Source organism: Motilimonas cestriensis (genome assembly GCF_021295315.1).
Taxonomy (GTDB): Bacteria; Pseudomonadota; Gammaproteobacteria; order Enterobacterales; family CBDFNC01; genus Motilimonas; species Motilimonas cestriensis.
This window is the reverse complement of the sequence record NZ_JAIMJA010000001.1, coordinates 92,108-117,084: the sequence shown is the minus strand read 5'-3', so window position 1 is coordinate 117,084 and position 24,977 is coordinate 92,108. Positions and strand designations below refer to the sequence as shown.

General features: G+C 44.1%; 21 protein-coding genes. 12 read left to right on the top strand and 9 right to left on the bottom strand.

Annotation, left to right across the window (positions count from 1 at the left end; all coding sequences use genetic code 11):
• Window positions 1-2 precede the first annotated feature (2 nt).
• Entirely contained in the window at window positions 3-1,730 is a 1,728-nt protein-coding gene (locus K6Y31_RS00510; protein ID WP_233050922.1) for a polyamine aminopropyltransferase, read from the top strand.
• A 13-nt stretch (window positions 1,731-1,743) separates the two neighbouring features.
• On the opposite strand, the gene K6Y31_RS00505 is transcribed toward K6Y31_RS00510, so the two are convergent.
• The 5 genes from K6Y31_RS00505 to K6Y31_RS00485 all read right to left on the bottom strand — a co-directional run bounded on the left by K6Y31_RS00505 (window position 1,744) and on the right by K6Y31_RS00485 (window position 8,907).
• Window positions 1,744-2,295 carry a hypothetical protein gene (locus tag K6Y31_RS00505; protein ID WP_233050921.1) on the bottom strand — a complete coding sequence of 184 codons (552 nt, stop codon included), beginning with the start codon at window positions 2,293-2,295 and terminating at the stop codon, window positions 1,744-1,746.
• A 78-nt stretch (window positions 2,296-2,373) separates the two neighbouring features.
• The gene (locus K6Y31_RS00500; protein WP_233050920.1) at window positions 2,374-4,005 is read right to left on the bottom strand and encodes a sensor histidine kinase; all 1,632 of its coding nucleotides are present in this window, start codon (window positions 4,003-4,005) and stop codon (window positions 2,374-2,376) included.
• A 150-nt stretch (window positions 4,006-4,155) separates the two neighbouring features.
• Window positions 4,156-4,857, bottom strand: coding sequence for a CsiV family protein (locus tag K6Y31_RS00495; RefSeq protein WP_233050919.1), 702 nt, complete (start codon window positions 4,855-4,857; stop codon window positions 4,156-4,158).
• Window positions 4,858-4,866: 9 nt separating this feature from the next.
• On the bottom strand, window positions 4,867-8,331 hold the full coding sequence (gene mfd, locus K6Y31_RS00490; RefSeq protein ID WP_233050918.1) for a transcription-repair coupling factor: 3,465 nt from the start codon (window positions 8,329-8,331) through the stop codon (window positions 4,867-4,869).
• 3 nt (window positions 8,332-8,334) lie between these two features.
• Window positions 8,335-8,907 (bottom strand): PilZ domain-containing protein, encoded by a 573-nt coding sequence (locus tag K6Y31_RS00485; protein WP_233050917.1) that lies wholly within the window; start codon window positions 8,905-8,907, stop codon window positions 8,335-8,337.
• Window positions 8,908-8,992: 85 nt separating this feature from the next.
• On the opposite strand from K6Y31_RS00485, the gene K6Y31_RS00480 reads away from it, so the two are divergent.
• Genes K6Y31_RS00480 through lolE form a run of 3 tightly spaced genes read left to right on the top strand, consistent with a single transcriptional unit; the run spans window position 8,993 to window position 12,145 of the window.
• Complete coding sequence (locus K6Y31_RS00480) at window positions 8,993-10,210, top strand: lipoprotein-releasing ABC transporter permease subunit (RefSeq protein WP_233050916.1); 1,218 nt, start codon at window positions 8,993-8,995, stop codon at window positions 10,208-10,210.
• Complete coding sequence (gene lolD, locus K6Y31_RS00475; RefSeq protein ID WP_233050915.1) at window positions 10,203-10,913, top strand: lipoprotein-releasing ABC transporter ATP-binding protein LolD; 711 nt, start codon at window positions 10,203-10,205, stop codon at window positions 10,911-10,913. The genes K6Y31_RS00480 and lolD overlap by 8 nt, the downstream gene beginning before the upstream one ends.
• Window positions 10,913-12,145 (top strand): lipoprotein-releasing ABC transporter permease subunit LolE, encoded by a 1,233-nt coding sequence (gene lolE / locus K6Y31_RS00470; RefSeq protein WP_233050914.1) that lies wholly within the window; start codon window positions 10,913-10,915, stop codon window positions 12,143-12,145. The genes lolD and lolE overlap by 1 nt, the downstream gene beginning before the upstream one ends.
• A 320-nt stretch (window positions 12,146-12,465) precedes the next feature.
• Here the strand turns inward: lolE and K6Y31_RS00465 are convergent, their stop codons facing one another.
• Both K6Y31_RS00465 and K6Y31_RS00460 read right to left on the bottom strand, forming a co-directional pair.
• Complete coding sequence (locus K6Y31_RS00465) at window positions 12,466-13,458, bottom strand: porin (RefSeq protein ID WP_233050913.1); 993 nt, start codon at window positions 13,456-13,458, stop codon at window positions 12,466-12,468.
• Between the two features lie 341 nt (window positions 13,459-13,799).
• A complete protein-coding gene (locus tag K6Y31_RS00460) occupies window positions 13,800-14,330 on the bottom strand; it encodes a DUF2062 domain-containing protein (RefSeq protein ID WP_233050912.1) in 531 nt (176 codons plus the stop codon).
• Window positions 14,331-14,363: 33 nt separating this feature from the next.
• On the opposite strand from K6Y31_RS00460, the gene K6Y31_RS00455 reads away from it, so the two are divergent.
• The 5 genes from K6Y31_RS00455 to kdsB are packed head-to-tail and all read left to right on the top strand — an operon-like array spanning window position 14,364 to window position 20,332.
• Entirely contained in the window at window positions 14,364-16,661 is a 2,298-nt protein-coding gene (locus K6Y31_RS00455) for a DNA internalization-related competence protein ComEC/Rec2 (RefSeq protein WP_233050911.1), read from the top strand.
• 28 nt (window positions 16,662-16,689) lie between these two features.
• On the top strand, window positions 16,690-18,438 hold the full coding sequence (gene msbA, locus K6Y31_RS00450; protein ID WP_233050910.1) for a lipid A ABC transporter ATP-binding protein/permease MsbA: 1,749 nt from the start codon (window positions 16,690-16,692) through the stop codon (window positions 18,436-18,438).
• Window position 18,439: 1 nt separating this feature from the next.
• Window positions 18,440-19,423 carry a tetraacyldisaccharide 4'-kinase gene (lpxK, locus tag K6Y31_RS00445; protein WP_233050909.1) on the top strand — a complete coding sequence of 328 codons (984 nt, stop codon included), beginning with the start codon at window positions 18,440-18,442 and terminating at the stop codon, window positions 19,421-19,423.
• Complete coding sequence (locus tag K6Y31_RS00440; RefSeq protein ID WP_232802526.1) at window positions 19,410-19,595, top strand: Trm112 family protein; 186 nt, start codon at window positions 19,410-19,412, stop codon at window positions 19,593-19,595. Before lpxK ends, K6Y31_RS00440 begins: the two co-directional genes overlap by 14 nt.
• Entirely contained in the window at window positions 19,592-20,332 is a 741-nt protein-coding gene (kdsB, locus tag K6Y31_RS00435; protein ID WP_233050908.1) for a 3-deoxy-manno-octulosonate cytidylyltransferase, read from the top strand. The genes K6Y31_RS00440 and kdsB overlap by 4 nt, the downstream gene beginning before the upstream one ends.
• A 57-nt stretch (window positions 20,333-20,389) precedes the next feature.
• Here the strand turns inward: kdsB and K6Y31_RS00430 are convergent, their stop codons facing one another.
• Together K6Y31_RS00430 and K6Y31_RS00425 are read right to left on the bottom strand one after the other, a co-directional pair.
• Complete coding sequence (locus tag K6Y31_RS00430; protein WP_233050907.1) at window positions 20,390-20,713, bottom strand: DUF4377 domain-containing protein; 324 nt, start codon at window positions 20,711-20,713, stop codon at window positions 20,390-20,392.
• Between the two features lie 90 nt (window positions 20,714-20,803).
• Window positions 20,804-22,090 (bottom strand): citrate synthase, encoded by a 1,287-nt coding sequence (locus tag K6Y31_RS00425; RefSeq protein WP_233050906.1) that lies wholly within the window; start codon window positions 22,088-22,090, stop codon window positions 20,804-20,806.
• Between the two features lie 399 nt (window positions 22,091-22,489).
• On the opposite strand from K6Y31_RS00425, the gene sdhC reads away from it, so the two are divergent.
• Genes sdhC through sdhA form a run of 3 tightly spaced genes read left to right on the top strand, consistent with a single transcriptional unit; the run spans window position 22,490 to window position 24,968 of the window.
• Window positions 22,490-22,864, top strand: a complete 375-nt coding sequence (gene sdhC, locus K6Y31_RS00420) for a succinate dehydrogenase cytochrome b556 subunit (RefSeq protein ID WP_345790219.1) — start codon at window positions 22,490-22,492, stop codon at window positions 22,862-22,864.
• Complete coding sequence (sdhD, locus tag K6Y31_RS00415) at window positions 22,858-23,202, top strand: succinate dehydrogenase, hydrophobic membrane anchor protein (RefSeq protein WP_233050904.1); 345 nt, start codon at window positions 22,858-22,860, stop codon at window positions 23,200-23,202. Before sdhC ends, sdhD begins: the two co-directional genes overlap by 7 nt.
• Entirely contained in the window at window positions 23,202-24,968 is a 1,767-nt protein-coding gene (gene sdhA / locus K6Y31_RS00410; RefSeq protein ID WP_233050903.1) for a succinate dehydrogenase flavoprotein subunit, read from the top strand. The genes sdhD and sdhA overlap by 1 nt, the downstream gene beginning before the upstream one ends.
• The last annotated feature ends 9 nt before the right edge of the window (window positions 24,969-24,977 follow it).

Below are 24,977 nucleotides of genomic sequence, written 5' to 3'. Positions count from 1 at the left end.
TTATGTTGAAAAATTTACGCAGCAACCCTAGGTTGCTGCTTGATGATTGCCTGCTCATTGGCATCATGGCAGTGCTGGCCGCTTGTGGCTTAATCTACGAATACCTTCTCTCTCACTACAGCGCTCGTGTACTCGGCAGTATGGAAACGGTGATCTATGCCATGATAGGCATTATGATCGTAGCCATGGGGTTAGGTGCATTTGCGGCGAAAAAAATCAAAGATCCCTACTTAGGCTTCGCTTGGTTAGAAGTGAGTGTGGCGCTAATTGGCTGCGGGGCAACGATATTCCTTGCTAGTTTAATTGGTTTTACCCAATATTTACCGCAAATAATTGCTGACACTTTTGCCATTCCCGTTGACATGCTGCCTTTAGGTGGCTTGTTTGCGAGTTTAGTCAAGTTTACTTTAGTCATGCCTTACGTGTTTGGCTTTATACTCGGCTTTTTGATTGGTATGGAAATCCCGCTCATCGCAAGGATCCGCGAAGATATTTACGGTAAGCACTTAAGTAATAACGTGGGCACTATTTATGGTGCGGACTATATAGGGGCTGGTGTAGGCGCTGCGATCTGGGTGATCGTGATGCTAAAAATTGAAATTAACCAAGCGGCGGCCTTAACCGCGAGCCTAAACTTGGTGGCGGGAGTGATATTTTTTGTACGCTACCGAGGACAAATTAAGACTCGGGTATGGCTGGTCATCAGTCATTTGATGTTAGCATTAATGGTTTTTATGGTGTATTGCTATGGCGGTCAGTGGTCGAACAAAATGCAGGACTTACTTTATTTAGATAAAGTGGTACATCAGCAACAAACTCGATTTCAAAATCTTGTTTTCACTCGCCGAGATATGTCAGGTAACTTGCCTTCTGCCTACGGCTTCTACATTAATGGCCGCTTACAATTTTCGAGTATGGACGAGCAAATTTATCATCAAATGCTGGTTCATCCGGCGATGTCGGTGTCGGCGCGTCATGACAATGTGCTTATTATCGGTGGCGGTGATGGCTTGGCCTTACGTGAAGTACTGAAGTGGCCAGTGCAAAGTGTTAAGCTTGTCGATTTAGATGATGAATTGGTAGATCTGTTTCAGCACCCTGAGCGTTACCTGCCCGGTGATCTCAGTCGGGTGGTGATGAGTTTAACGCAAGATTCGTTTAACGACCCTAGGGTCAAGGTGATCAATAGTGACGCTTTTGTTGAAGTGGACTCGTTACTGCAACAAGGTGCTTTATTTGACACCATTATTGTTGACTTACCCGATCCCAGTCATCCTGATTTAAATAAACTTTACAGTAAACACTTCTACGCTCGATTGCGTCAACTCTTGTATGGTGACGGGGCGATAGTGGTGCAATCAACCTCGCCATTTCATGCTAAAAAAGCGTTTATTTCCATTGGTAACACTCTTGCTGCCGCGGGGTTCACTCATACTGAGCAATATCATCAGAATGTGCCTAGTTTTGGCGAATGGGGTTGGAGTATTGCAACTAAAATGGGCGCTCCCGCTAGTGTGCGTGCGAAACAACAACAGCCATTGTTGCCCTTCGAACTTACATGGTTAAATGCCGAGGTGTTTCAGGCCGCTTTAGTTTTTCCGTCTGATTATTATCGCCAACGCGACCAGATAAAAGTCAATGAGTTGGGAACGCATACTTTATACCAATATCATCACCAAGCTTGGCAAGCCGAAATGGGGTTAGAAATTGATATTACAGCTGAAAAGTAGCAGTGAGAGCGGGCTAAAAATCAAGAGAGCCGTAATGGTAAACTTGGTAATGGGTTCTAACACCGAGCCAAAACTGAATGCGCTTAAACCAAGTCTTTGGTACCTTAGTCAGCTCAATATCCATGACATCAATAAGCTCCAATGCTTGATGAAAATCGTTGATAGGCCAGCGAGCTAGATTATCTTTTAGTTGTTTATCAACTAATAAATCGATGCAAGGGGCCCAGCTTGAGAGAGTATCTAGCAGATACTGCAATTGCTCATAACTGTTTTTTTTGTTCTCACTGATTAAAATGATGAACTTTTGGTTGGTGGTTTTATCGAGCTGCGCCAACCAATCTAGTTCATTGAGGTTGCCCGTTAACACTTGTGATTGGCTTGACCGAGCCTTCCCTTTTGAATTGACATCTAACCACAACAAGTTAGGTGGTAGGTCTATGTCCATCTTGTGTTTGGTAAAGTTAATAACGGTGGCATCAGGATAGCAGGCAATCAGCTTTTCAAGGGTTTGGCTTAAGGTTGTTATTTTAATTTGCTTACTGCTTTGTTGTACAGGGGCACTCATTGGTTCACTCTTTAACATTAATATCTTGAAAATATAGTGTTTAATAAAGATGTTCGTGTGAAGTATTTGTGACAATTGTTATTTTTCTTGAGTTAACTGAGGCAAGGTGATGATAAACCCCAAGCCATGAGGCTTGGCGCAGTAGATCTTGATCTCGCCTTGTAGTTTATGTTTGATCAGTTCTTTCACCATATTCAAACCTAATCCTGAGCCTCCCGTGGTTTTACGTGTAGTGAAAAAAGGAGTAAACATCTTTTCCTCTACTTCTGAGCTAATGCCACAGCCATCATCGGAATAGTCAAATTTGAAAAAATCATTAGTTTGGCTCACGGTGAGTTGGATTCTTCCTTTTTCATCTTTACCGTAGCCATGACGAATGGAATTGAGTACTAAGTTGGTAAAAATTTGGCTTAAAACTCCAGGATAACTGATTAATGATAATTGAGAAGGAACGTCAAGCCGATAGGATATTTGTGCTTTTTTTAATTCAGGGCTAAGACTCAAAAACAAGCTTTCAAGAAAAGGCTGTACCTGGATGGATTGTAGTGCATCGTTACATTGATTGATGCTGAGCTCTTTGAAGCTTCGGATCAGATGAGTTGCTTGGCGAATATTATTTTCGATAATGTCAGAGCTTTCACTGACATGAGTAATATAGGTGGTGATTTCTGAACGCTTAATGCTGTTATGCTGAATTTTATCTTGTATTTTTACATTTTCGTCACGTAAATAGGTGACGGCGGTGAGCGCAATGCCTAATGGATTATTAATGTCATGGGCGATACCTGCGACTAAGGTTGAAGCGGTGATAGCGCCTTGATTTTTAATCAGCTCTTCTTGGGTTTCTTTTAGGTTCAATAAAGCCGAGTTTAAGGCATCACTGCGTTCAAACACACGCTGTTCCAACTCTATATTCAGCAGCTTGAGCTCTTTACTCACTTGACGTAAATTTTGCTGACTCGCCATTAGTTCAGATTGAGTTTGCTCTAATGTATCAAGCATGATGTCCATTGCCTGGCCAAATAGCGCAAGTTCATCATGTCCTTTTATTGCTACCCTACGCTGTAGGTTGCCATGCGTAATATCAACGGCGACATCAAGTAAACGAGCCACATTACCTTGGGTCTTTCGATAGTTGAGTAGGGCGCTAACCAGCATTAATATGATAAATGGCAATATGATTACTGCAATATTATCTCTTACTTCACTCGCCTGTTTCGCAATATGCGCAGTATCGGTCGCATAGGCAATATAGCCAGCGATGTCGCCTTCTCGCCAGATCCGCTTTCTGTTAACTTGATATTTGTTATGGCAGGCCACACATTCAAATTGATTTAGCCTGATAGGGGTTACCATCAGATGTGACTTAGGTTTATTTATGTTGGTCGATTCAAAGTAGTCAGAGTTTGGGTTTCTAATGAAATGTTTATTAATGGCAAACTCGGTCTCATTATGCCTTGGTTTGATAGGCAAGATCTGAATCGCGGCTGTGGTATTTGCGCTATCTTGATTAAACGCGGGATGAAAAGGAAACTTGTCTTGTAATGAGGTGGTACTGTATTGTTTTTTTAAAAAGTTACTGAGGTGAGCCAGAGTATTTATCTGATCTTGTTTTTGTAAGTTATAGGTGAGCTCTGGTACCCAATAAACCAGTAACAAACTCAATGCACACACTGCAAAGGCCGTGGGCAGCAGTAACTTAGTGAACAAGCGACATCGGTATTTTTGCAAGGTACTATAAATTAATAGGGATTTTCCCCAGTATAGAAGACAAAAACCGACTTTGTAGAGCGACTTAGGCTCTGTTATTTATTTCGTGAGAAATGCGAAGCTTCTGAATTCATTCAGAAGCTCGTTAGACTAAATTTTACGGATTTTTACCAATAACCCTAATAGAGGATGGTCAAGGTAATAGGTATCGCCACTGTTAACCGCTTGGCGTTGTTTCACTGGAAACTCTATTAATGATGGACTAGCCTGACTGGCTTGAGTCGCTGTGCCCAGATATTGTGGAGGCTCACGTAGTACCAGTTCTGTTTCAAGGTAGAGTTGTTGATCTTCATACAGCGTAATAAGTCCATCTAACTCAAATAAAGGACCTGCAACATCTGCATTAATTTGGCTTTTGCTGAGGGGATAGCGACCTTGAAAGTTCTTGCCCGCTAAAATACGTACCGAAGGGGCACCCGCTTCCGTTACCGCTACTGCTACTGACCAACCTAGATGAATGAGAGGGGTGAAGGCTAAGTTTCGGGTAAGGCGCTTCATTTCCGTGTTCATGGTTAAGCTGGACTTGGGCAAAATAGTAATCTCATCTGAGCCTGAGAATACTTGCGCGCCATCGATAACCATAGGAATTGATTGGCTAGGCAATATGTTAGCTAATATATTAACGCCATGATCCACTGATAATAAAGGTAACTGATAGCTTAAATTTTCTGGTACATCATCGGCCGAGGCATAATGTTTAAAAGCAATTAATTCAACTTCATAACGCTCGCTGGCTTGTGCGCACGACAGGCTTACTAACATCATGAAAATAAATAACAAACGTTGCAACATCTTGTTCCTTTATAAGGTGTTTTCTGTCAGTGCAGTCAACATAGTTTGCACCAGTTTAATTCTATCGCTTCGCTCTTGAGCCGGAATGGCAAAACGCAAACGTGTTGGCCCTTCCATGCGATAAATTCTTGGTTGATTTTGCAGTAAAGATACCAGATATGTCGGATTTACCTTAGTTTTTTCTGCAAATTCTATGTAGCCACCCGCAGCATGAGCTTCAATTTTTTTAATGCCAATCGCAGAGGCAGCCAGCTTAAATTCAGCTATTTTAATCAAGTGTTTACTTGCCTCAGGTAACAGGCCAAAACGGTCAATCAGTTCAATTTGCAAGTCATCTAGCTCATCTTTATTCGTGCAACTGGCAATGCGTTTGTAAAGGGACAAACGCATGTTGACATCGCCAATATAGTCATCAGGTAATAACGCCGGTATGCGCAGCTCTATTTCTGTTTGCTGGTTGAGTAATTGGGTTAAATCCGGCTCTTTGCCTTCGCGCAGTGCGTTAACGGCTTGCTCGAGCATTTCCATGTACAAGCTAAAGCCAATAGAGTGAATTTGACCACTTTGGTCATCACCCAGTAACTCACCGGCGCCACGTATTTCTAAGTCGTGAGTGGCAAGTGTAAAGCCGGCACCAAGGGCTTCCAAAGACGCTATGGCCTCTAAACGCTTTTTCGCATCTTTACTCATTAGCTTTTTATGGGGCGCTAATAAGTAGGCATAAGCTTGGTGATGTGAACGGCCAACACGCCCTCTTAATTGATGTAACTGTGCCAAACCTAGGTTATCGGCGCGATCGATGATCATGGTATTTGCGGTCGGTACATCTATCCCTGTTTCAATGATGGTGGTACAAACCAGAATGTTGTAGCGCTGATGGTAAAAATCAGACATGACTTTTTCTAGGTCGCGTTCACGCATTTGGCCATGGCCGACGATAATTCGTGCTTCTGGGACAAGCTCGGCTAAATCTGCAGCGGTTTTTTCTATGGTGTCGACAGCGTTATGTAAAAAATACACTTGACCACCGCGCATGATCTCACGGGTAATTGCTTCTTTGATCAGTGCGTCTTCACGCTGGCGAACAAAGGTTTTAACGGCGAGGCGTTTGGCCGGTGGGGTGGCGATAATGGATAAATCGCGCATGCCACTCATCGCCATATTCAAGGTTCGAGGGATCGGGGTGGCGGTAAGGGTGAGAATGTCAATATTGGCTCGTAGCGCCTTGATTTTTTCTTTTTGGCGCACGCCAAAGCGGTGCTCTTCATCGACGATAAGCAAGCCTAGGTCAATAAATTCGATGTCAGCACCAAGTAGCTTATGGGTACCGATCAAGATATCGACTTTGCCTTCTTTTAACCGCACCAATACTTCTTTTTGTTCTTTGGCGGTTTTAAAGCGTGACATCACCTCCACTTCTACTGGCCAGTCAGCAAAGCGATCTTTAAAGTTTTCATAATGTTGCTGTGCTAACAAGGTGGTCGGTACCAGCACGGCGACTTGTTTACCCGCATTCACCGCCACAAAAGCGGCGCGCATGGCCACTTCGGTTTTACCAAAGCCCACATCGCCACACACTAAGCGATCCATGGCTTTATTTTGCGACATGTCGTTTAATACTGCATTGATGGCGCTTATTTGGTCATCGGTTTCTTCAAACGGGAACGCGGCCGCAAAGCTGGCGTATTGTTCTTTATCAATGGCAAAGATATGGCCAGGTTTGACTTCACGATTAGCATAAACATTAAGTAATTCGGCGGCGACATCACGTACTTTTTCCGCTGCGCGGCGTTTCGCCTTACTCCATGTTTCACCGCCAAGTTTATGAATATGAGCGGTTTCATCATCACCGCCGCTGTATCGACTGATTAAATGTAATGCAGTCACAGGAACGTATAATTTATCACCGCCTGCATATTCTAGGGTGAGGTACTCGGTTTCCATGCCGCCGATATCGAGGGTTTGAAGCCCTTGATAACGGCCAATACCGTGGTCTAAATGCACTACCGCTTGGCCGATGGCCAGTTCGGCAAGGTTGCGGATCAGCGCGTCGGTATTAACCGTTTTTTTGCTGTCTTTACGGCGGCGTTGCACCACGCGATCGCCAAGTAGTTCCGTTTCACAAATAAAGGCAATGTTGGCAGATGGGATAATAAAACTGCGGCTAACGTCGCCAACGATCAGGCCTAAACGCGCATCAGACTGGGTAAAATCAACTAACTGCTGAAATTGTTTCGGTTTGAGTGCTACTTTTTCAAGTAAGCTGAGTAAGGTTTCTCGGCGCCCTTGTGACTCAACGCAAAAGAGCACTTTACAATCAAAATCAGCCAAAAAGTCGGTTAGGGCGGCAAGCGGTTGCGGCTGATTGTGAGTTACCGCGATATTGGGCAGGCTTTGCGTGCCCGCGTTAAAGTAACCGGCCTTTGCTGTGCTGACAGCGGCTTCGCTAAAATGTAATCGAGGAAACTGTTTTAATTGGCCAAAGCATTCTTCAATTCGCAAGTAAAGCTCGTGGGGAGGCAATAATGGTCGCTGAATGTCGTGACGACGGTTTTCGTAGCGTTGCTCTACATCGCCTAAAAAGTGGGCCGCGGCTTGTTGAATGTCGCCCACCACTGCAATCGCCGTGGTATCGGGCAAGTAATCAAACAAGCAGGCGGTTTGCTCAAAAAATAGCGGTAAGTAGTATTCAATACCCGCCGGGAAGGTGCCTTTACTGACTTGTTGATAAACCGATTGTGCTTCACGGCTAGCATTGAAGCGCTCACGGTATTGGCTGCGAAAACGCTCAATGGCGGCTTTGTCGGTGGGAAATTCACGTGCCGGCAACAGCTCAATGGCCTCAACGGTTTGTGTACTTCGCTGCGTTTCCGGGTCAAACTCTTTGATCGTCTCAATTTCGTCATCGAAATAGTCTAAGCGATATGGCTGAGCGCTGCCCATTGGGAATAAATCAAACACGGAGCCACGAGCACTGTATTCACCATGCTCCATCACTTGCTCAACTTGATAGTAACCGGCTTGCTCAAGCTGTTGACGTAAACTTTGAATGGCGCGCTGTTCACCGGTATTAAGCAACAAGCTATGCTGGGTTAAGTAGCTGGGGGGCGCGCAGCGCAATAATAAGGTTGCCACAGGGACGATTAACACGCCAGTGGTCACTTGCGGTAAGCGATACAAGGTAGTGAGGCGCGTTGAAATAATGTCTTGATGGGGTGAAAAACTATCGTAAGGTAAGGTTTCCCAGTCCGGTAAACTCAGTACTGGTTTTTTACCTTGTAAGAAGAAGGTGACTTCTTGTTCTAACCTAAGTGCACTGGGTGTATCGGCCACCAATAATAGCACCATGCCTTGATGTTGCAGGGCAAATTCGGCGACGCCTAATGCCAAGCTAGATCCAGAAAGTTGACCCAAAAATTGTTTATCGCCCGCTTTTTTTAATGCGGGAAGCGTTAGTAACGAAGAGACTGTCATGTCTTAGTTTTGTTCCTGCTGGCGCAGCTCAGCGCGTCGTTTTAATTGTTTAGATTGAATGTGCAGACTGGCTTTGATTAATACGTCGCGATCGGTTTCACGGATACTGGCAAAATGCATGTCAATTTCATAGCCTTGTTCGACAGCCTGGCACTGGCTGACCTGACCATAGCAAAAAACGGCAGAAGCTTCATCGACTAAAAATATCTTTAAACTGGCGAACTGACCGACTTCCATGCTCTGAGAGTGCAGGTAACGAATACCACCGCCACCAAAGGCGAGGGTATGGTGGCGATATTGAATATCATCTTCTTGCGCCATCATGTGGCAAAGCAGCATGTTTATTTTTTTTGACTGTAGGCTGAGGTAGTTCACCAAGTCTTGGGTTTGCTCGCCCAGTTGGTTGAGAAAGCGTAACGAGTTGGCATCTACTTGAGCTATTTCACTGGCGATTTGAAAAGAGGCGGGCATATGAAGCACCAATTCATCGGCCTTTGGCACCGTGTCATTTTTTGCCAAGGGCTCGATGTTCACCGTAAGGGGGTGCGTGACGCTAAAATAGGATTCTGTGTCCATTAAAAAAATTGCCCTTGTGTCTTAACCTGTATTCCCTTTATTATCCTTTATCTTTGTGCTTTCGCAAGCTATTGAATAGACACTTATGTTTTATCCACTCAGCCTCTTTATTGGGCTTCGCTATACCAAAGCCAAACGCAGCAATGGATTTGTCTCGTTTGTCTCCTTGTTTTCAACCGGTGGTATCTTACTCGGGGTGATGTCGTTGATCTTGGTTTTATCCGTGATGAATGGCTTTGAAGAGAAACAAAAAAAGCGCGTATTAGGTGCTATCCCTCATGTGGTGATCACCAATCAAGCGCAAATGTTGCCTGACTGGCAAAGTGTCATGGGCGATATTGGTGACATTGCTAATGTGGAAGGTGTGTCGGCGATGGTCAACGCCGAAGCCATGGTGCAAACCCCTAAACAGTTACGAGCGGTCGAGATCCAAGGGATTTTTCCCGAGGAATGGGCACCCGCGACCTTAAAACAGGCGATTAATTTAGGCCGGCTAGATAATTTGACGCCGGGCAGCTACAAGGTGCTGATTGGCAGTGAGTTAGCCAAGGAATTGGATATTGGCTTAAATGATAAGATGCGGATTATTTCTACCCGAGGCTCAGTATTTACCCCGTTAGGCCGGATCCCGAGTCAACGTAACTTTGTCGTCGCGGGCATTTTCACGTTAGGCTCAGAAGCTGACGCCAACCAAATCTTTTTGCACGGCGTGGACGCGGCCCGCTTAATGCGCTTGCCTAAAGGCGCGGTGACAGGTATTCGCTTTTTTCTTGACGACCCCTTCCATATTCAAGGCTTTGAGCAGCTAAATTTGCCACAAGATCTCTATGTTTATGATTGGCGCACTAGTCATGGCCAGTTTTTCCAAGCAATAAAAATGGAAAAAAACATGATTGGCATGTTGTTATGCCTGATTGTGGCGGTTGCTGCGTTTAATATTTTGTCCTCTTCCGTGATGTTAGTAACGGATAAAGAAGGTGAAGTGGCCATATTAAAAACCCTAGGCATGAGTAATAGCAATATTATTGCTGTGTTTATGGTGCAAGGTGCGTGGAGTGGTGTGCTGGGCGCGTTATTTGGCGCTGTGATTGGAATATTATTAGCACTTTATATCAACCCGCTATTGGCTTTTTTAGGCTTTGATTTATATGCCGCAGTGGGTGGTCAGCTTCCCGTGTTATTTAATGCTTGGCAAATAGTACACATTATTTTGGGCGCCATGCTGTTGAGCTTTGCTGCGACGTTTTATCCTGCTTGGCGAGCGGCCCGTGTTAAACCCGCAGAGGCTTTAAGATATGAATGATTTTTTGTTAACTTGTCGCAATATCACTAAAGCATACCAAGATGGTGATGTGAGTACTCAAGTGTTGCATGGTGTGGATTTAGATGTAAAACCGGGTGAATTACTCGCGATTGTAGGCAGTTCGGGCTCAGGTAAAAGTACCTTGTTGCACCTTCTTGGCGCGCTCGACTCCGTTAGCGGTGGCGAAGTGCTTTTTAATGGCCGTAATATTCATCAAATGTCAGCCAAGCAACAAGCGCAGCTACGTAATCAAGAGATGGGCTTTGTGTACCAATTTCATCATTTACTCGGTGAATTTACTGCATTAGAAAATGTCATGATGCCTTTGCTGATTGCGAAGATGCCCGTTAAACAAGCTAAACAACAAGCCATTGCCATGCTTGATAAAGTGGGGTTGGCTCACCGCATTGAGCACCGCCCATCAGAGCTTTCTGGTGGTGAACGTCAGCGTGTTGCAATCGCGCGGGCGTTAATTAATCAGCCCGCCATTTTGTTAGCTGATGAGCCCACGGGTAATTTGGATGCGCAAAGTGCGGAGAATATCTATCAGCTGATCAGAGAGCTAAACCAAAGCTTAAATACGGCATTTGTGGTGGTTACTCATGATTTGAGCTTAGCGAATAAGCTTGATCGACAATTGCATATGCGTGATGGCGTATTGCAAGGAGCCCATTCCTCAACCAGTGTGGGAGAGCCATCTTAGTGTTACCTTTAGCTGCGTTTATTGGCCTTCGTTACAGCCGCGCGAAACAAAAGAATCGTTTTATTTCATTTATATCGCTGTCGTCATTACTGGGTATTATGCTGGGGGTGGCAGTGTTGATCGTTGGTGTGTCGGCGATGAATGGTTTTGAGCGTGAGTTACGAGATCGAATTTTATCGGTGATCCCTCATGGCGAGTTAGAATCGGCCCAAGGCCCTTTTGCAAATTGGCCTGCCTTAGTTAAGCAAGTTGAGCAAGACCGACAAGTGATAGCTGCTGCGCCCTATATTAATGTCACCGGGTTATTGCAAAAAGGCAATGAAATGAAAGGCGTGGCACTGCGCGCCATTGAGCCCGAGTTGGAAGATAAGGTGACGCAGATGTCACAATTTATTACCGGTGATGGCTGGCAGCGCTTAGCTGAGCCGGGCTATCAGCTGATTCTGGGTAAGGGGATTGCCGATAAACTGGGTTTACAGGTGAATGATAATGTTACCTTGTTGTTGCCTAACTTAACCGCTGATAACAAGTTATCAGCGCCCAGACGCGTCACCTTCACCTTAGTGGGGTTACTGGAAATGGGTGGCCAGCTTGACCATAGCTTGGGCTTTATTCATTTGAACACCGGCAATGAATTGACCGCTGGAGTGAATGGCGTGGCGTTTAAAACCACGGATGTAATGGATGCGGTATCTATCACTCGCCGCGTGGCTTATGCCTCTGGTTTATTAGTTTATATTAAGCCTTGGGTGTTTAGCCAAGGTAATGTCTATCAAGATATTCAAATGGTTAAAGCCTTAATGTATGTCATTTTATTTCTTGTGGTCGCAGTGGCTTGCTTTAACATCGTGTCTACCTTAGTGATGGCCGTGAACGACAAAAAAGGCGATATTGCTATCTTACAAACCATGGGCGCAAGCAGTGCTTTATTGCGTAATATTTTTATTGTGCAAGGGTTGTTAAATGGTGTGGTTGGTGCTTTGTTTGGTGTTGTATTAGGCGTGATTGTTGCACTCAACCTAACGGAAATATTTCAGTTTTTTGAGTCTTTAACCGGACAGAAGGTATTGTCTGGTGAGATCTACTTTATTGATTTTATGCCGTCTTTGGTTCAGCCTCTCGATGTGGTGGTGATAGCTAGTGTGGCGGTGTTAATGAGCCTGCTGGCGACTATTTACCCGGCATGGCGTGCAACTAAGGTAAAACCTGCCCAGCAGCTAGGCCATGGCTAATAGCGTTTTGCTTACTGCGTAACGCTTCATCATACCAAGGATATGCCTTTGGCAGCTAAGCTGTTAAGGGCATGTTTCTTTCCGCTGTATTTCAACTAATAATTAAAACGCTGTGCCCTTGACTTAAAATATCATTAACGCTATTGCAAATGCGTCAGTAAGCACAGAGAAGCCTGCTTTGGGCTAATTATTACATCAATCAGAAACTCGGCGCTTAACGGGCTGAAATCGTTATTAACTCAGTTTTGGCTAATAGTGATATTCCTCAAGCAAAAAAAATCCTGCCGAAGCAGGATTTAATTAAACAAATTCAACACAGATTAGAATTTGTAAACAGCTGCTAAAGCTAAGATATCTTCGTTACCTTTGATTTGGTCAGACTTGTATTCTGCAAGAACAGCGAACTGTTTGTTGTATTTATACTGAGCACCAAACGTGTAGTAATCTACAGTATCTGTAGTTACATTACCAACTTCAGCTTCTTGCTTGTTATAACCTGCAAGTACACCAAAACCGTTACCGAAGTCGTAGCCTAATGCTGCTTCGAACGCTGTGAAGTCAGTATTGTTGATAGATGTCGCTTTTTTACCCCAGTTTTCACCGAAAGAGTAAAGTAGTGCTGCGTAAACGCCGTTTGCATCGTAATTGATAGCTAAAGCAGTCATTTCAGCATCGCCTGCATTAGGTGTTAGGCGTTCACCAGAGTTGTAAGCTGCACCTACATTAACACCGAAGTCGAAACCGTAAGTTGCAGCAAGACCGTATGAAGTAGCGGTTTCGCCGACTTTACTTTTATCTGCTTCGTAGTTGTTATCTAACTGGTAGTTAGCTTCAAAAGTAGCACCGTTAAATTCAACTGCGTACTTAAGTAAGCTATCAGCTTTACCTGTACCAAATGCATCAGTACCTGTACCAGAAGCATCGCCACCGAATTCGTATAGTACGTCAGTGAAATCAGCAACTAGTGTGTAAGCACCGTATTGACGGCCGTAAGAAAGAGCACCGTACTGCTTGTTGCCTAGACCTGCATAACCAAGACGAACATCTAGGTCGTCATTTGTGTTAGCAGCGTATTCAACTTCATAACGACCGAAAGCGTAAACAGACTCTGAAACAGAAGACTTTGCTTTAACACCTAGACGGAAGTAGCTTTGATCGCCTTCTTCGCCTTTATCTTTTGAGTCGTAGTACATGCCTTGGATTTTACCGTACACGTCAACACTGTGAGTTTCGTCTTTGTAAACTTCAGCAGCAGATACAGAACCAGAAGCGAAAGCAGCTAGGATAGCTGAGGTTAGTAGCGTCTTTTTCACAATATTTCCTTATTTATTATTAGGAGCAAGAATTACGTTATTTGTCACTCAAAAAGAGTGGAAACTGAATTAGACCCAAATATATCGATAACGCTAATGATTATCAATTGTTATTTGAGCCTTATCTACGGGGAAGATACTAGTAAAGGTTTATGAAGCTAATATGACAAGTGTTAAGTGAAACAGAATAAAGATCACTTTTTTGCAAGAGACTTAAGACGAAGGCTTAAAAATCAATCAATAAAACTTTCTTTTTTTTACAGATAAGTCTACGCAATCGATTAGTTAGACCTGTGCTTATTGCACAGATCTGTAATCTGAGTCGCTGATATTTCTTTTTATTACTTTTGTTTGTTGCGATATTTTCGCTGTTTACGTTGTGAGTGATTTCGGATAACCGACAGCTTCCACAACCAATGAATGGTTAGGTAGCCTAATGCAGCGCAGGACACCGCCATTAAGCCACAACCTAATAGTAACGCTGGGCCGATGGTATTGAGCATCTCCATTAACCATTGCCATGAAAGTTCAAATTGCCAATGTTGAATCGGTTGTTGCAAGCAATAAGCGCCGATCAGGTAAGCAAAATAGAACATCGGTGGCATGGTGATGGGATTAGAAATCCAAACCAATGCAACGGAGAGGGGTAAATTAACTCTAAATAAGATAGCAAGCCCTGCCGCCATCAGCATTTGTGATGGTAATGGGATCCAACACATAAATAAACCAACAGCAAACGCACCTGCGGCCGAGCGCCTATTTAAGTGCCACAAGTTTGCGTCATGCAGTAAATCACCAAATATTTTCAAGTGCTTATGATTTTTCAGCGTGTCTGGGTTGGGTGTATACCGCTTAATCAGCTTTTTTGGCATATAGTTTACTTATTGTAGTTAGGTGTTTATCCAATGCGCAGATGGTACTTTTGCTTTGTTGTAGGCATTACATTCGGGTTGTTTTTACCCCAGCTACTCACCCTGCAACAGTGCATTTTGAGCGTCATACTTGCAGCTCTTTTCTTGGCGAAACAAAAAATGCGCGCGCTAAGTGGTTTTCCTTTAGCGCTTGTTTGGTTCAGTTGCATTGCCCACTGGCATTTGAACTGGCTACCAAACGAGTTAAATTCAGGCGCAGAACATACCATAGTTGTGAGAATAAATTCATTAAATTCCTCGCCTATGCCCAATTTTTATCAAGCTGATTTGATTGCTATTGATGATTATCAGCCCTTGTTTGCGAAAAAAGTTCGTTTGTCATGGTATCGAGCTAACCTGGTTTTCAATGCGGGTCAGATAGTTAAGTTTAAGGCGAAGATAAAGCCGGTCTGGGGCAGAGCAAATGTTGCGTCTTTTAACCAGCAATCATACCTGTTTAGCCAACATGTTGGTTATCAGGTTTCTGTTAAGTCATTTCTGGGGGTTATTAATGATGAGTTATCTTGGCGCGCTCAGTTATACGAGCACGTCAGGGCACTTACTCAAGGGATGTCCGAACAAGGTTTGCTGTTAGCGTTGGTGTTTGCTGATAAAACGGGACTTGACTCTGACTTAAAGCAGCAAGTACAGGAAATGGGCTTGGCCCATTTACTGGTGATCTCTGGTTTACATATTATGCTGGTCGCGGGTGCTTGCAGTGGCTTGGTTTACCTTATCTTAAGTGGTTTTAGCTCTGTTTTTGCTATCCCCATTAAACTGGCGAGTTGGGCAATGATGAGTGGTGTGGTTGGCGCTTTTACTTATGCTTGGCTGGCTGGATTTAGTCTACCGACACAGCGGGCTTTACTGATGTTTTCAATCACTGCTTTTGCCCTTTTATTTCATCGAAAAATCACGTCTGTTGATACCTTGCTATTAGTTCTGTTTTGCTTATTGCTATGGGATCCTCTCGCTGTTTTAAGTGTTAGTTTGTGGCTTTCATTTAGTGCCGTGATTGGCATTTTTTTGATCATCAAACTAGGCCAAAAAAAAGCGGCGTCAGGCCGACGTTGGTTACTCGATTTGTTATATTTTCAATTATTGCTTTGGCTATTGCTGATGCCGGTACAAATATTTTATTTTTCAGGTATTAGTGCTTTATCGCCAGTATATAACTTAGTCTTTATTCCGATTGTTAGTATTTTGGTGCTACCAAGCTGTTTGTTACTGACTGCGTTGCTGCTCTTTGCTCCCTCATTTGGGTTATGGTTATTACCTTGGGTTGATCAAATGCTGGTATGGTTGGTGTACGCGTTATCGTATTTGCCAACTGCTTGGCTTGAATTAAATACGCAAAGTGTAAACTGGATTATTTTCTCTTTAATGATTGGTTTACTTTTAGCTTGGGGGTTGAAAGTAAAATCCTCTGGTGGTTTTCGCTTTGCTGCCATGATACTCGCAGCAATTTGTCTCGTCGTGGGGCGGTCATGGTTAATTCCTAATAAGCCAGACTGGCAAGTGGTTGTTTTTGATGTGGGGCAAGGATTGAGTGTGTTGATGCAAAGTCAGCAAGAGTACCTGCTGTTTGATACGGGTTTTGCTAGCTCAACGGGCTTTAGTATGGCAAAAAGCGTTATATTACCCTATTTTAAAGCCAACAATATTAGTGAATTACGACACTTTATTGTTAGCCATAAAGATAACGATCATGCCGGTGGTTGGCAGGATATTGTGGCCAACTTAACGATAACCCGTTATTGGCACAGTCAACCGCAGTCGCCATTTCAGTATTGCCAACAAGGCCAATTAATTAGCTTAGGCGCATTTACCGGGCGCTTTTTCACACAGCGTGGTAAAGCGGTGGGCCGTTCTCGTAACAATAATTCATGTGTACTGCATTTAACCAATGGCGATTTTAGTATCTTGATCCCAGGTGATATTGAAGCGCGCGCTGAAGCACAATTAATAGCAAGGGCAGGGCAAGAAATTAAAGCAGACGTAGTCATCGCCGCGCATCATGGCAGCAAAACGTCATCCTCAGCGGCGTTTATTGATGCGGCAGCACCCACTTGGGTTATCTATAGTGCAGGGCGGTTTAACCCCTGGGGATTTCCACATAATGAAGTGGTGCAGCGCTACATAAAGGCGGGCTCTCGAGCGGCTAACACCGCAAAGCAAGGCATGCTGGAAATAGCGCCGCAAGGTGAAAGCTGGGAAATAAAGGGCTTTCGCGATGTTATCTCGCCATATTGGTATCACTCAGCGCTTTTACCTTTTGTCCCTAGAGGTTAAAATGTTTCTTTTTTCATAAGTGGCCATTATGACACAATTGACAACCTCTTCTTTTGTCACCTTTAAACGCTTACTTGAATACGTTAGAGATAAAAAACTTGGGATCATAGGTGGCGTGATAGGTATGTTGGGCTATGCCGCTGTCGACGCTACATTTTTATATTCTCTCAAACCTTTGCTTGATGAAGGGTTAACCGGTAAAAATCCTGATGTTTTAACCTATATGCCTATTTTTGTCTTAGTCATCATTACTGCACGTGGTTTGGCGGCATTTATGAGCAGCTATTGCATGGCGTGGGTGGGCAATCATGTGGTAATGAAACTGCAGCGGGCCGTATTTAACCATTTAATGCAAATGCCAGTGGCTTTTTTTGATAAAAATAGTACTGGTGATTTATTGTCGAAAATCACTTACGACTGTAACCAAGTCGCTAATGCCGCCAGTAATTCTTTAGTGAGCATTTTCCGTGAAGGAGCCATGGTGGTGGCGTTGCTCGCGATGATGTTTTATCAAAGCTGGCAACTTTCGCTAATTTTCTTTGTGGTTGGCCCCGTGGTTGGGTTTGTGATTAACAAAGTCAGTAAACGTTTTCGTGGTTTAGGCCACCAAATACAAGCGGCAATGGGCTCTGTTACGACATCATCGGAGCAGATGTTAAAAGGTCACAAAGAAGTGTTAATGTTTGGCGGACAGTCACTTGAGCAAGATAAATTCGCTGATGTCAGTAACAAGGTGCGCCGACAAAATATGAAAATGATATCTGCGCAGGCAATCAGTGTACCGGTGATCCAGTTTTTGGCTTCGATTGCCTTAGCATTTGTGCTGTATTTAGCAACTTTCCCACAAGTAATGGATACCTTAACCCCTGGTACGTTTACGCTGATCATCAGTTCAATGTTCGCGCTGATGAAACCAATTAAATCGATCACTCAAGTGAATAATGAAATTCAAAAAGGTTTAGCGGCTTGTGACAGCTTGTTTGCTATTTTGGACAGCGATTTAGAAAAAGACAGCGGAAACAAACCGATTGCGCGAGTAAAAGGACAAATAGCCTTTAATCAGGTAACGTTTCATTACCAAGGCAAAGAGAAGCCTGCATTGGATAATATTAGCTTTTCAGTTGAAGCAGGGAAAAGTATTGCTTTAGTTGGGCGCTCTGGCTCAGGTAAATCGACCATCGCTTCTATTATCACGCGCTTTTATGACGGTATCGAAGGTGATGTTAGTATTGATGGGCAAAGTATTTATGATTTTCCGCTGGACAATCTACGCTCGCAAATGGCCTACGTATCGCAAAAAGTACATTTGTTTGATGACACCATTGCCAACAATATTGCCTATGCAACGGGGGACAATTACAGCCGAGAGCAGATAATTGCAGCGGCGACAACGGCTCATGCCATGGAGTTTATTGAGCAATTCCCTGATGGCTTAGATACCCTAGTAGGTGAAGATGGCGTGATGTTGTCTGGCGGGCAAAGGCAACGGATTGCCATTGCACGTGCATTGTTGCGTGATGCACCCATTTTGATTTTAGATGAAGCCACCTCCGCACTCGATACGGAGTCTGAGCGGCACATTCAGGCTGCGCTGGAAGCGTTGCAAAAAGATCGTACCTCAATAGTGATTGCGCATCGCTTGTCTACCATTGAAAATGCAGACCAAATTTTGGTGGTTGATCAAGGGCGGATCATTGAGCAAGGTACTCATCAATTCTTAAGTCAGCATGATGGGGTTTATGCCAGCTTAGTTAAAATGCAAACAGCAGCGTCGTAATATGAAGTGCTGGTATCGAATAGACTGGATAACCTGCTTACTTTGGCCACTGTCGTGGCTATTTGGTTTGATTGCCGCAACACGCCGCTTTGCTTTTCGTCAAGGTTGGCTTAAGTCTGTCCATGTCGGTGTGCCGACCATTGTTGTTGGTAACTTAAGTGTGGGTGGTAATGGCAAAACACCCGTGGTGATTGGATTATGTGAATGGCTAACGCAAGCGGGCTATCGCCCTGGGGTGATCAGTCGCGGTTATGGTGGCAATGCAGCCCATTACCCGTTACCTGTTGACGCAACCACAACGGGCGCGCAAGCGGGGGATGAACCCGTGTTAATTTATCATCGTACCGCTTGTCCGGTTGTGGTGTCGCCAAACCGAATTGAAGCCGCCCAATATTTAATTGAACACTGCAATGTCAATGTGATTATTTCAGATGATGGCCTGCAGCATTATGCTTTGCAACGTGACATTGAAATTGTGGTGGTGGACGGTGAGCGACGTTTTGGTAATGGCCTTTTACTGCCTGCAGGTCCTTTAAGAGAAAGTAAAAAGAGATTAAACAGCGTCGATTTTGTAATTAATAATGGCGCTGATCCACAAGGTAATGAATTCGCTATGTCATTAAAGCCGAGTACGCCCAAATCGGTAGTTGGCCAGGTTGAATTTGATGCTGATGAGGTGGGCAAAAAAGTGAATGCTTGCGCCGGTATTGGTCATCCGCCACGCTTTTTCAATACGTTAGAAGGGTTAGGCTTTGAACTGATACAACAAAAAGCCTTTGCAGATCACCATGCTTTTAAGCAAGAAGAAATTCAGGCCTTAGAGCAGCATTACCCATTGTTTATGACTGAAAAAGATGCCGTAAAGTGCCGCGACTTCGATTTGAAACAAGCTTGGTATTTACCTGTTTCTGCGGCCATCGCGCCACCATTTAAAGAACACATCATGATGAAACTAAAAGAGATAAATCAAAATGTTAGATCATAATCTATTTGAAATAATTGCTTGCCCGGTATGTAAAGGAAAACTGCATTTTGACAAAGCGCAGCAAGAGTTAATTTGTAAGTTCGATCGACTGGCGTACCCCATCACAGAGGGGATCCCGGTGTTAATTGAAGAAAAAGCGCGTGAGTTAAGCTTAGATGAGGTAAGTTCATGAGCTTTGTCGTGGTGATCCCGGCGCGCTATCAGTCTGAGCGCCTGCCGGGCAAGCCATTACTTTCTCTTGCGGGTAAACCTATGGTGCAACACGTGGTTGATCGCGCTCGCGAGAGTGGGGCTGAACGAATTATTGTCGCCACAGACGACCAACGAATTGCCGATGCGGTTGATTGTGAAGTGTGTATGACACGTGCAGATCATCAATCAGGTACAGAGCGCTTAGCTGAAGTGGTTGATCTTTGCGGCTTTTCCGCTGACGAAGTGATTGTAAATGTGCAAGGCGATGAGCCCCTTATTCCTGCTAGCATCATACAACAAGTAGCGGCTAACTTAGCTAGCCAGACGGCTGCCCCTATGGCTACCTTAGCGACGAGTATTTCATCTGCAGATGAAGTCTTTAATCCTAATGCCGTCAAAGTGGTGCTGGATAAACAAGGTTACGCGTTATATTTCAGTCGTGCCAGTGTGCCTTGGCAGCGCGATCATTTTCCGCATCAAGTCGATGAGCATTGCCCATTGCTACGCCATATTGGCATTTATGCTTATCGTGCTGGATTCATTACACAGTATATTGGCATGAGCGAATCACCATTAGAGCAGATTGAAAAGTTAGAGCAACTTCGGGTGCTTTGGCATGGTGAAAAAATTCATGTGGCTGTTGCTCAAGAAATCCCTGCGGCTGGTATCGATACACCAGAAGATTATGAGCGAGTGAGCCAGCTTCTATCGCAGTAGTGATATTGAGAAGGTGGGGGCGATATTGCAGTCTATTTTCTCTTGTTGTTACTGGTTTTATTTTGTTGGTAATTTACTGATAATTTTGATCAAGCTGTACTTAACGGATGAAGCATCGGCTGCGGGGTTATTAACGGCTTCTTTTTTGACTTGTAACTGATAATGGAAACCAGGTTCATAAGTAAAGCCATTAATATCTTGGTAGAAAAGCTGCCACTGTTGCGCTTCTGGGGTTTTAACCTGTAGACAAATCATCGGCCCCACTCCTGTGCATTCCTTGGTTTCAGCATTAACATATAATAGTGTTTCTTGAGTCAGCGGCTGGTGATTGGCACACGCAGCTAAAAATAGCGCAGAGGTCAGCCCAAAATATTTCTTCATTTTAATTCTCCAAAAAAAAAGAGGTCATATTTGACCTCTTTTGTTCTATGCTTTTTTCAGAATTAATCTAAAACTATTCAATTATTTAAATTAACGCTCGTCAATTGAGCTGAAATCACGAGTAGTGTGACCCGTGTAAAGCTGGCGAGGACGACCAATTTTTTGTCCTGGCTGGCTTAACATTTCATTCCAGTGTGCGATCCAACCAACGGTACGTGATACTGCAAAAATAACAGTAAACATAGAGGTTGGAATGCCCATCGCTTTCAAGATGATACCTGAGTAAAAATCAACGTTAGGGTAAAGCTTCTTCTCGACGAAGTAAGGGTCTTCTAACGCAATCTGCTCTAGACGCATCGCCACATCTAATAGTGGATCTTGAATATTTAGCTCTTTTAACACTTCATGACATGTTTCGCGCATGACAGTTGCGCGAGGGTCAAAGTTTTTGTAAACGCGATGACCAAAGCCCATTAAGCGGAATGGGTCTTCTTTATCTTTTGCACGTGCTACGAATTCATCAATACGATCAACGCTACCGATTTCTTCTAACATGTTTAAGCATGCTTCATTGGCGCCGCCGTGAGCCGGTCCCCAAAGTGATGCGATACCTGCCGCGATACAAGCAAATGGGTTTGCACCCGATGAGCCCGCTAAACGAACCGTTGATGTCGAGGCATTTTGCTCGTGGTCGGCATGTAAAATCATGATGCGATCCATGGCTTTCTCAAGCACTGGATTAACCACATATTCTTCACATGGTACTGCGAACATCATGTGTAAGAAGTTACCGGCATAGCTTAAATCGTTACGCGGGTATACAAACGGCTGGCCCATTGAGTATTTGTAACTCATGGCCGCTAACGTTGGCATCTTAGACAGTAAACGGTAAGCCGCAATTTCACGATGTCTAGCATCGGAAATATCTAATGAGTCATGGTAGAAAGCAGATAAAGCACCCACTACGCCACACATGATTGCCATTGGATGTGAATCACGACGGAAACCTGAGAAAAAGTCTGTTAGTTGCTCATGAACCATGGTGTGGTGCATTACAACACGATGAAAATCATCGAATTCTTTACGGTTGGGCACCTCTCCGTTCAGAAGTATGTAACAAACCTCTAAAAAATCAGATTTTTTTGCTAGTTGGTCAATCGGATAACCACGGTGCAGCAATACACCTTTTGCACCATCAATATAGGTTATTTCAGACTCACAAGATGCGGTTGCTAAAAAACCGGGGTCGAAAGTGAAATAACCATGTTTACCCAAGCCGCGTACGTCTAGTACATTAAAGCCTGCTGCTGCTTCTAAAATAGGCAGTTCAAAAGGCTCTTGGCCTGGTAGATGTAAAGTGGCTTTTTGATCAGCCATAGCACGTCTCCTTTGCTCTTTATATGCGAGTTGGAATAACAAACGCCGCTCATTTCTACAGATCTTGCCTTCATTTGTCAATTTTGTTGTGCTTATATAAGTGGTATGTTAATGAAAAAATGAGTGCTAGTTACTATTTCTTAACAGAATGTGATGCAAAATGTTGAAACTTCATTGTAAAAGCGTATTGCCCTTCATATAATGGCGGCGAGGTCTCCGGATGGTTTGTTGGCTTGGTTTTAAGCCATTCCGAGGGTAGTGCTGATAACGCTACCTTTGAGAAAAGTTATAAAGGCCGCAACAACCAATTAACAACTTATTGCACTTAAATAAGCGAGTTTGTTCCGGGGAATATAACTATAACAAGCATGCTCTCAATGGAGCTGAGTGGGCAACACCGTGAAAAAGCAAAGACCTGTAAACCTCGACCTACAGACAATAAGCTTTCCTGTAACTGCTATTGCATCTATCTTGCATCGTGTATCTGGCGTCATTGTATTTGTAGCACTGGCTATCTTGCTGTCGCTATTAGCACAATCGTTAGGCTCAAAGGAAGGGTTTGAAAACGTCGCTAGTCTAGCCGACAATTTCTTCATCAAATTCATTCTTTGGGGAATACTGACCGCATTGGCTTACCACATCGTGGTAGGTATCCGTCATATGATCATGGATCTGGGTTACTGGGAAGAACTAGAATCTGGTACACAAAGCGCGAAAGTGAGTTTCATTATCGCCATCATCTTGTCACTACTAGCGGGGATAATGGTATGGTAAAAATCGCATCAGGCTTAGGGCGCAGTGGCGTACATGATTTTGTACTGATCCGTGCATCGGCCGTCATCCTAACACTTTATACTCTTTATCTTGTTGGCTTCATTGCCTTCACTGATATCACATATGAATCTTGGCAGGGTTTCTTCTCTGGCGTGTTTACTAAAGCTTTCACTATGTTAGCGCTAGTTGCCATGTTAGTGCATGCTTGGATTGGTCTATGGCAAGTACTAACTGATTATATCAAATGTGCATTACTGCGCGGTGGTTTACAGTTTGTACTGACATCTGTAGCCTTTATTTATGTGTTTGTTGGCTTCTCTGTATTGTGGGGTGTTTAGTGAGTATTCCAGTTCGCGAATTTGACGCTGTTGTTATCGGCGCCGGTGGTGCAGGCATGCGCGCTGCACTACAAATTTCTAAAGAAGGTAAGAGCTGCGCGCTGTTATCTAAAGTATTTCCAACCCGTTCACATACCGTTTCTGCGCAAGGTGGTATCACTGTTGCGCTAGGTAATGCTCATGCAGATAACTGGCAATGGCACATGTACGATACCGTTAAAGGCTCTGATTATATCGGGGACCAAGACGCGATTGAATATATGTGTAAGACAGGCCCAGAAGCGATTACAGAGCTTGAAAACATGGGTTTACCTTTCTCTCGTTTTGACAATGGCCGTGTTTACCAACGACCTTTTGGTGGTCAATCTAAAGAGTTCGGTGGTGAGCAAGCCGCGCGAACAGCAGCCGCTGCTGACCGTACAGGCCATGCGCTGTTACACACCCTTTACCAACAAAACGTTAAAAACAAAACCATGGTATTTTCTGAATGGTATGCCTTGGATTTAGTTAAAAATGATGAAGGCGCTGTGGTGGGCTGTACAGCTATCGAGATTGAAACCGGTGAAGTGGTTTATTTCAAATCAAAAGCCACTATCTTAGCCACGGGCGGAGCAGGGCGTATTTATGCGTCAACCACTAATGCCCACATCAACACTGGTGACGGCGTTGGCATGGCGATCCGTGCTGGCGTGCCAGTACAAGACATGGAAATGTGGCAATTCCATCCAACAGGTATTGCTGGAGCCGGCACCTTAGTTACAGAAGGTTGTCGTGGTGAAGGTGGTTATCTATTAAATAAAGATGGCGAGCGCTTCATGGAGCGTTATGCACCGAATGCGAAAGATTTAGCGGGCCGTGACGTTGTTGCGCGTTCGATCATGATTGAAATTCGTGAAGGTCGCGGCTGTGAAGGCCCTTGGGGTCCACACGTTAAGCTGAAGTTAGATCATCTTGGCAAAGAAATGCTGGAATCAAAACTACCTGGTATTTGTGAGTTATCGCGTACTTTTGCCCATGTAGACCCAGTAAAAGAGCCGATTCCTGTAATTCCAACTTGTCACTATATGATGGGTGGTTTACCGACACGTGTAACAGGCCAAGTGATCAAGCAAGATGCTGACGGCAAAGAGATGGATGTGACCGGTTTATTTGCTGTTGGTGAGATTGCCTGTGTATCAGTACACGGTGCTAACCGCTTAGGCGGTAACTCGTTACTTGATTTAGTGGTATTTGGCCGCGCTGCTGGTCAGCACTTAGGTAAAGCTCTGGACCAACTCGTTGATATTAAAGAAGCATCAGAAGAGAACATCCAAGCCTCTCTGGCTCGTTTTAATCGCTGGGAAAGCGGTCAAGGCAGTGAATGTCCGGTGCAAATCAAAAAAGACATGCAACAGTGTATGCAGAAAAACTTCTCGGTATTCCGTGAAGGTGAAGCCATGGCGGAAGGTTTGGCTGAACTAAAAGCCATTCGCGAGCGTTTAAAAGATGCCAAACTGTCGGACACTAGCTCTGAATTTAATACCCAGCGTATTGAATGTTTAGAGCTAGACAACCTGATGGAAACGGCTTACGCAACGGCACTTGCTGCAAACTTTAGAACTGAAAGTCGCGGCGCGCACAGTCGCTTTGACTTCCCAGATCGCGATGATACAAGTTGGTTGTGTCACTCTCTCTATAACCCTGAAACGGAGCAAATGGTTAAGCGTGACGTCAATATGGCGCCAGTACATCGTGAAGCATTTGAACCGAAGATCAGAACGTACTAAGGGGTTGCT

What these genes read in the sequence shown, in the direction of transcription:
- K6Y31_RS00510 (WP_233050922.1), top strand. Translation starts at nt 3, where the DNA reads ATGTTGAAAAATTTACGCAGCAACCCTAGGTTGCTGCTTGATGATTGC.
- K6Y31_RS00505 (WP_233050921.1), bottom strand. Translation starts at nt 2,295, where the DNA reads ATGAGTGCCCCTGTACAACAAAGCAGTAAGCAAATTAAAATAACAACC.
- K6Y31_RS00495 (WP_233050919.1), bottom strand. Translation starts at nt 4,857, where the DNA reads ATGTTGCAACGTTTGTTATTTATTTTCATGATGTTAGTAAGCCTGTCG.
- mfd (WP_233050918.1), bottom strand. Translation starts at nt 8,331, where the DNA reads ATGACAGTCTCTTCGTTACTAACGCTTCCCGCATTAAAAAAAGCGGGC.
- K6Y31_RS00485 (WP_233050917.1), bottom strand. Translation starts at nt 8,907, where the DNA reads ATGGACACAGAATCCTATTTTAGCGTCACGCACCCCCTTACGGTGAAC.
- K6Y31_RS00480 (WP_233050916.1), top strand. Translation starts at nt 8,993, where the DNA reads ATGTTTTATCCACTCAGCCTCTTTATTGGGCTTCGCTATACCAAAGCC.
- lolD (WP_233050915.1), top strand. Translation starts at nt 10,203, where the DNA reads ATGAATGATTTTTTGTTAACTTGTCGCAATATCACTAAAGCATACCAA.
- K6Y31_RS00460 (WP_233050912.1), bottom strand. Translation starts at nt 14,330, where the DNA reads ATGCCAAAAAAGCTGATTAAGCGGTATACACCCAACCCAGACACGCTG.
- K6Y31_RS00455 (WP_233050911.1), top strand. Translation starts at nt 14,364, where the DNA reads ATGCGCAGATGGTACTTTTGCTTTGTTGTAGGCATTACATTCGGGTTG.
- msbA (WP_233050910.1), top strand. Translation starts at nt 16,690, where the DNA reads ATGACACAATTGACAACCTCTTCTTTTGTCACCTTTAAACGCTTACTT.
- lpxK (WP_233050909.1), top strand. Translation starts at nt 18,440, where the DNA reads ATGAAGTGCTGGTATCGAATAGACTGGATAACCTGCTTACTTTGGCCA.
- K6Y31_RS00440 (WP_232802526.1), top strand. Translation starts at nt 19,410, where the DNA reads ATGTTAGATCATAATCTATTTGAAATAATTGCTTGCCCGGTATGTAAA.
- kdsB (WP_233050908.1), top strand. Translation starts at nt 19,592, where the DNA reads ATGAGCTTTGTCGTGGTGATCCCGGCGCGCTATCAGTCTGAGCGCCTG.
- K6Y31_RS00430 (WP_233050907.1), bottom strand. Translation starts at nt 20,713, where the DNA reads ATGAAGAAATATTTTGGGCTGACCTCTGCGCTATTTTTAGCTGCGTGT.
- K6Y31_RS00425 (WP_233050906.1), bottom strand. Translation starts at nt 22,090, where the DNA reads ATGGCTGATCAAAAAGCCACTTTACATCTACCAGGCCAAGAGCCTTTT.
- sdhD (WP_233050904.1), top strand. Translation starts at nt 22,858, where the DNA reads ATGGTAAAAATCGCATCAGGCTTAGGGCGCAGTGGCGTACATGATTTT.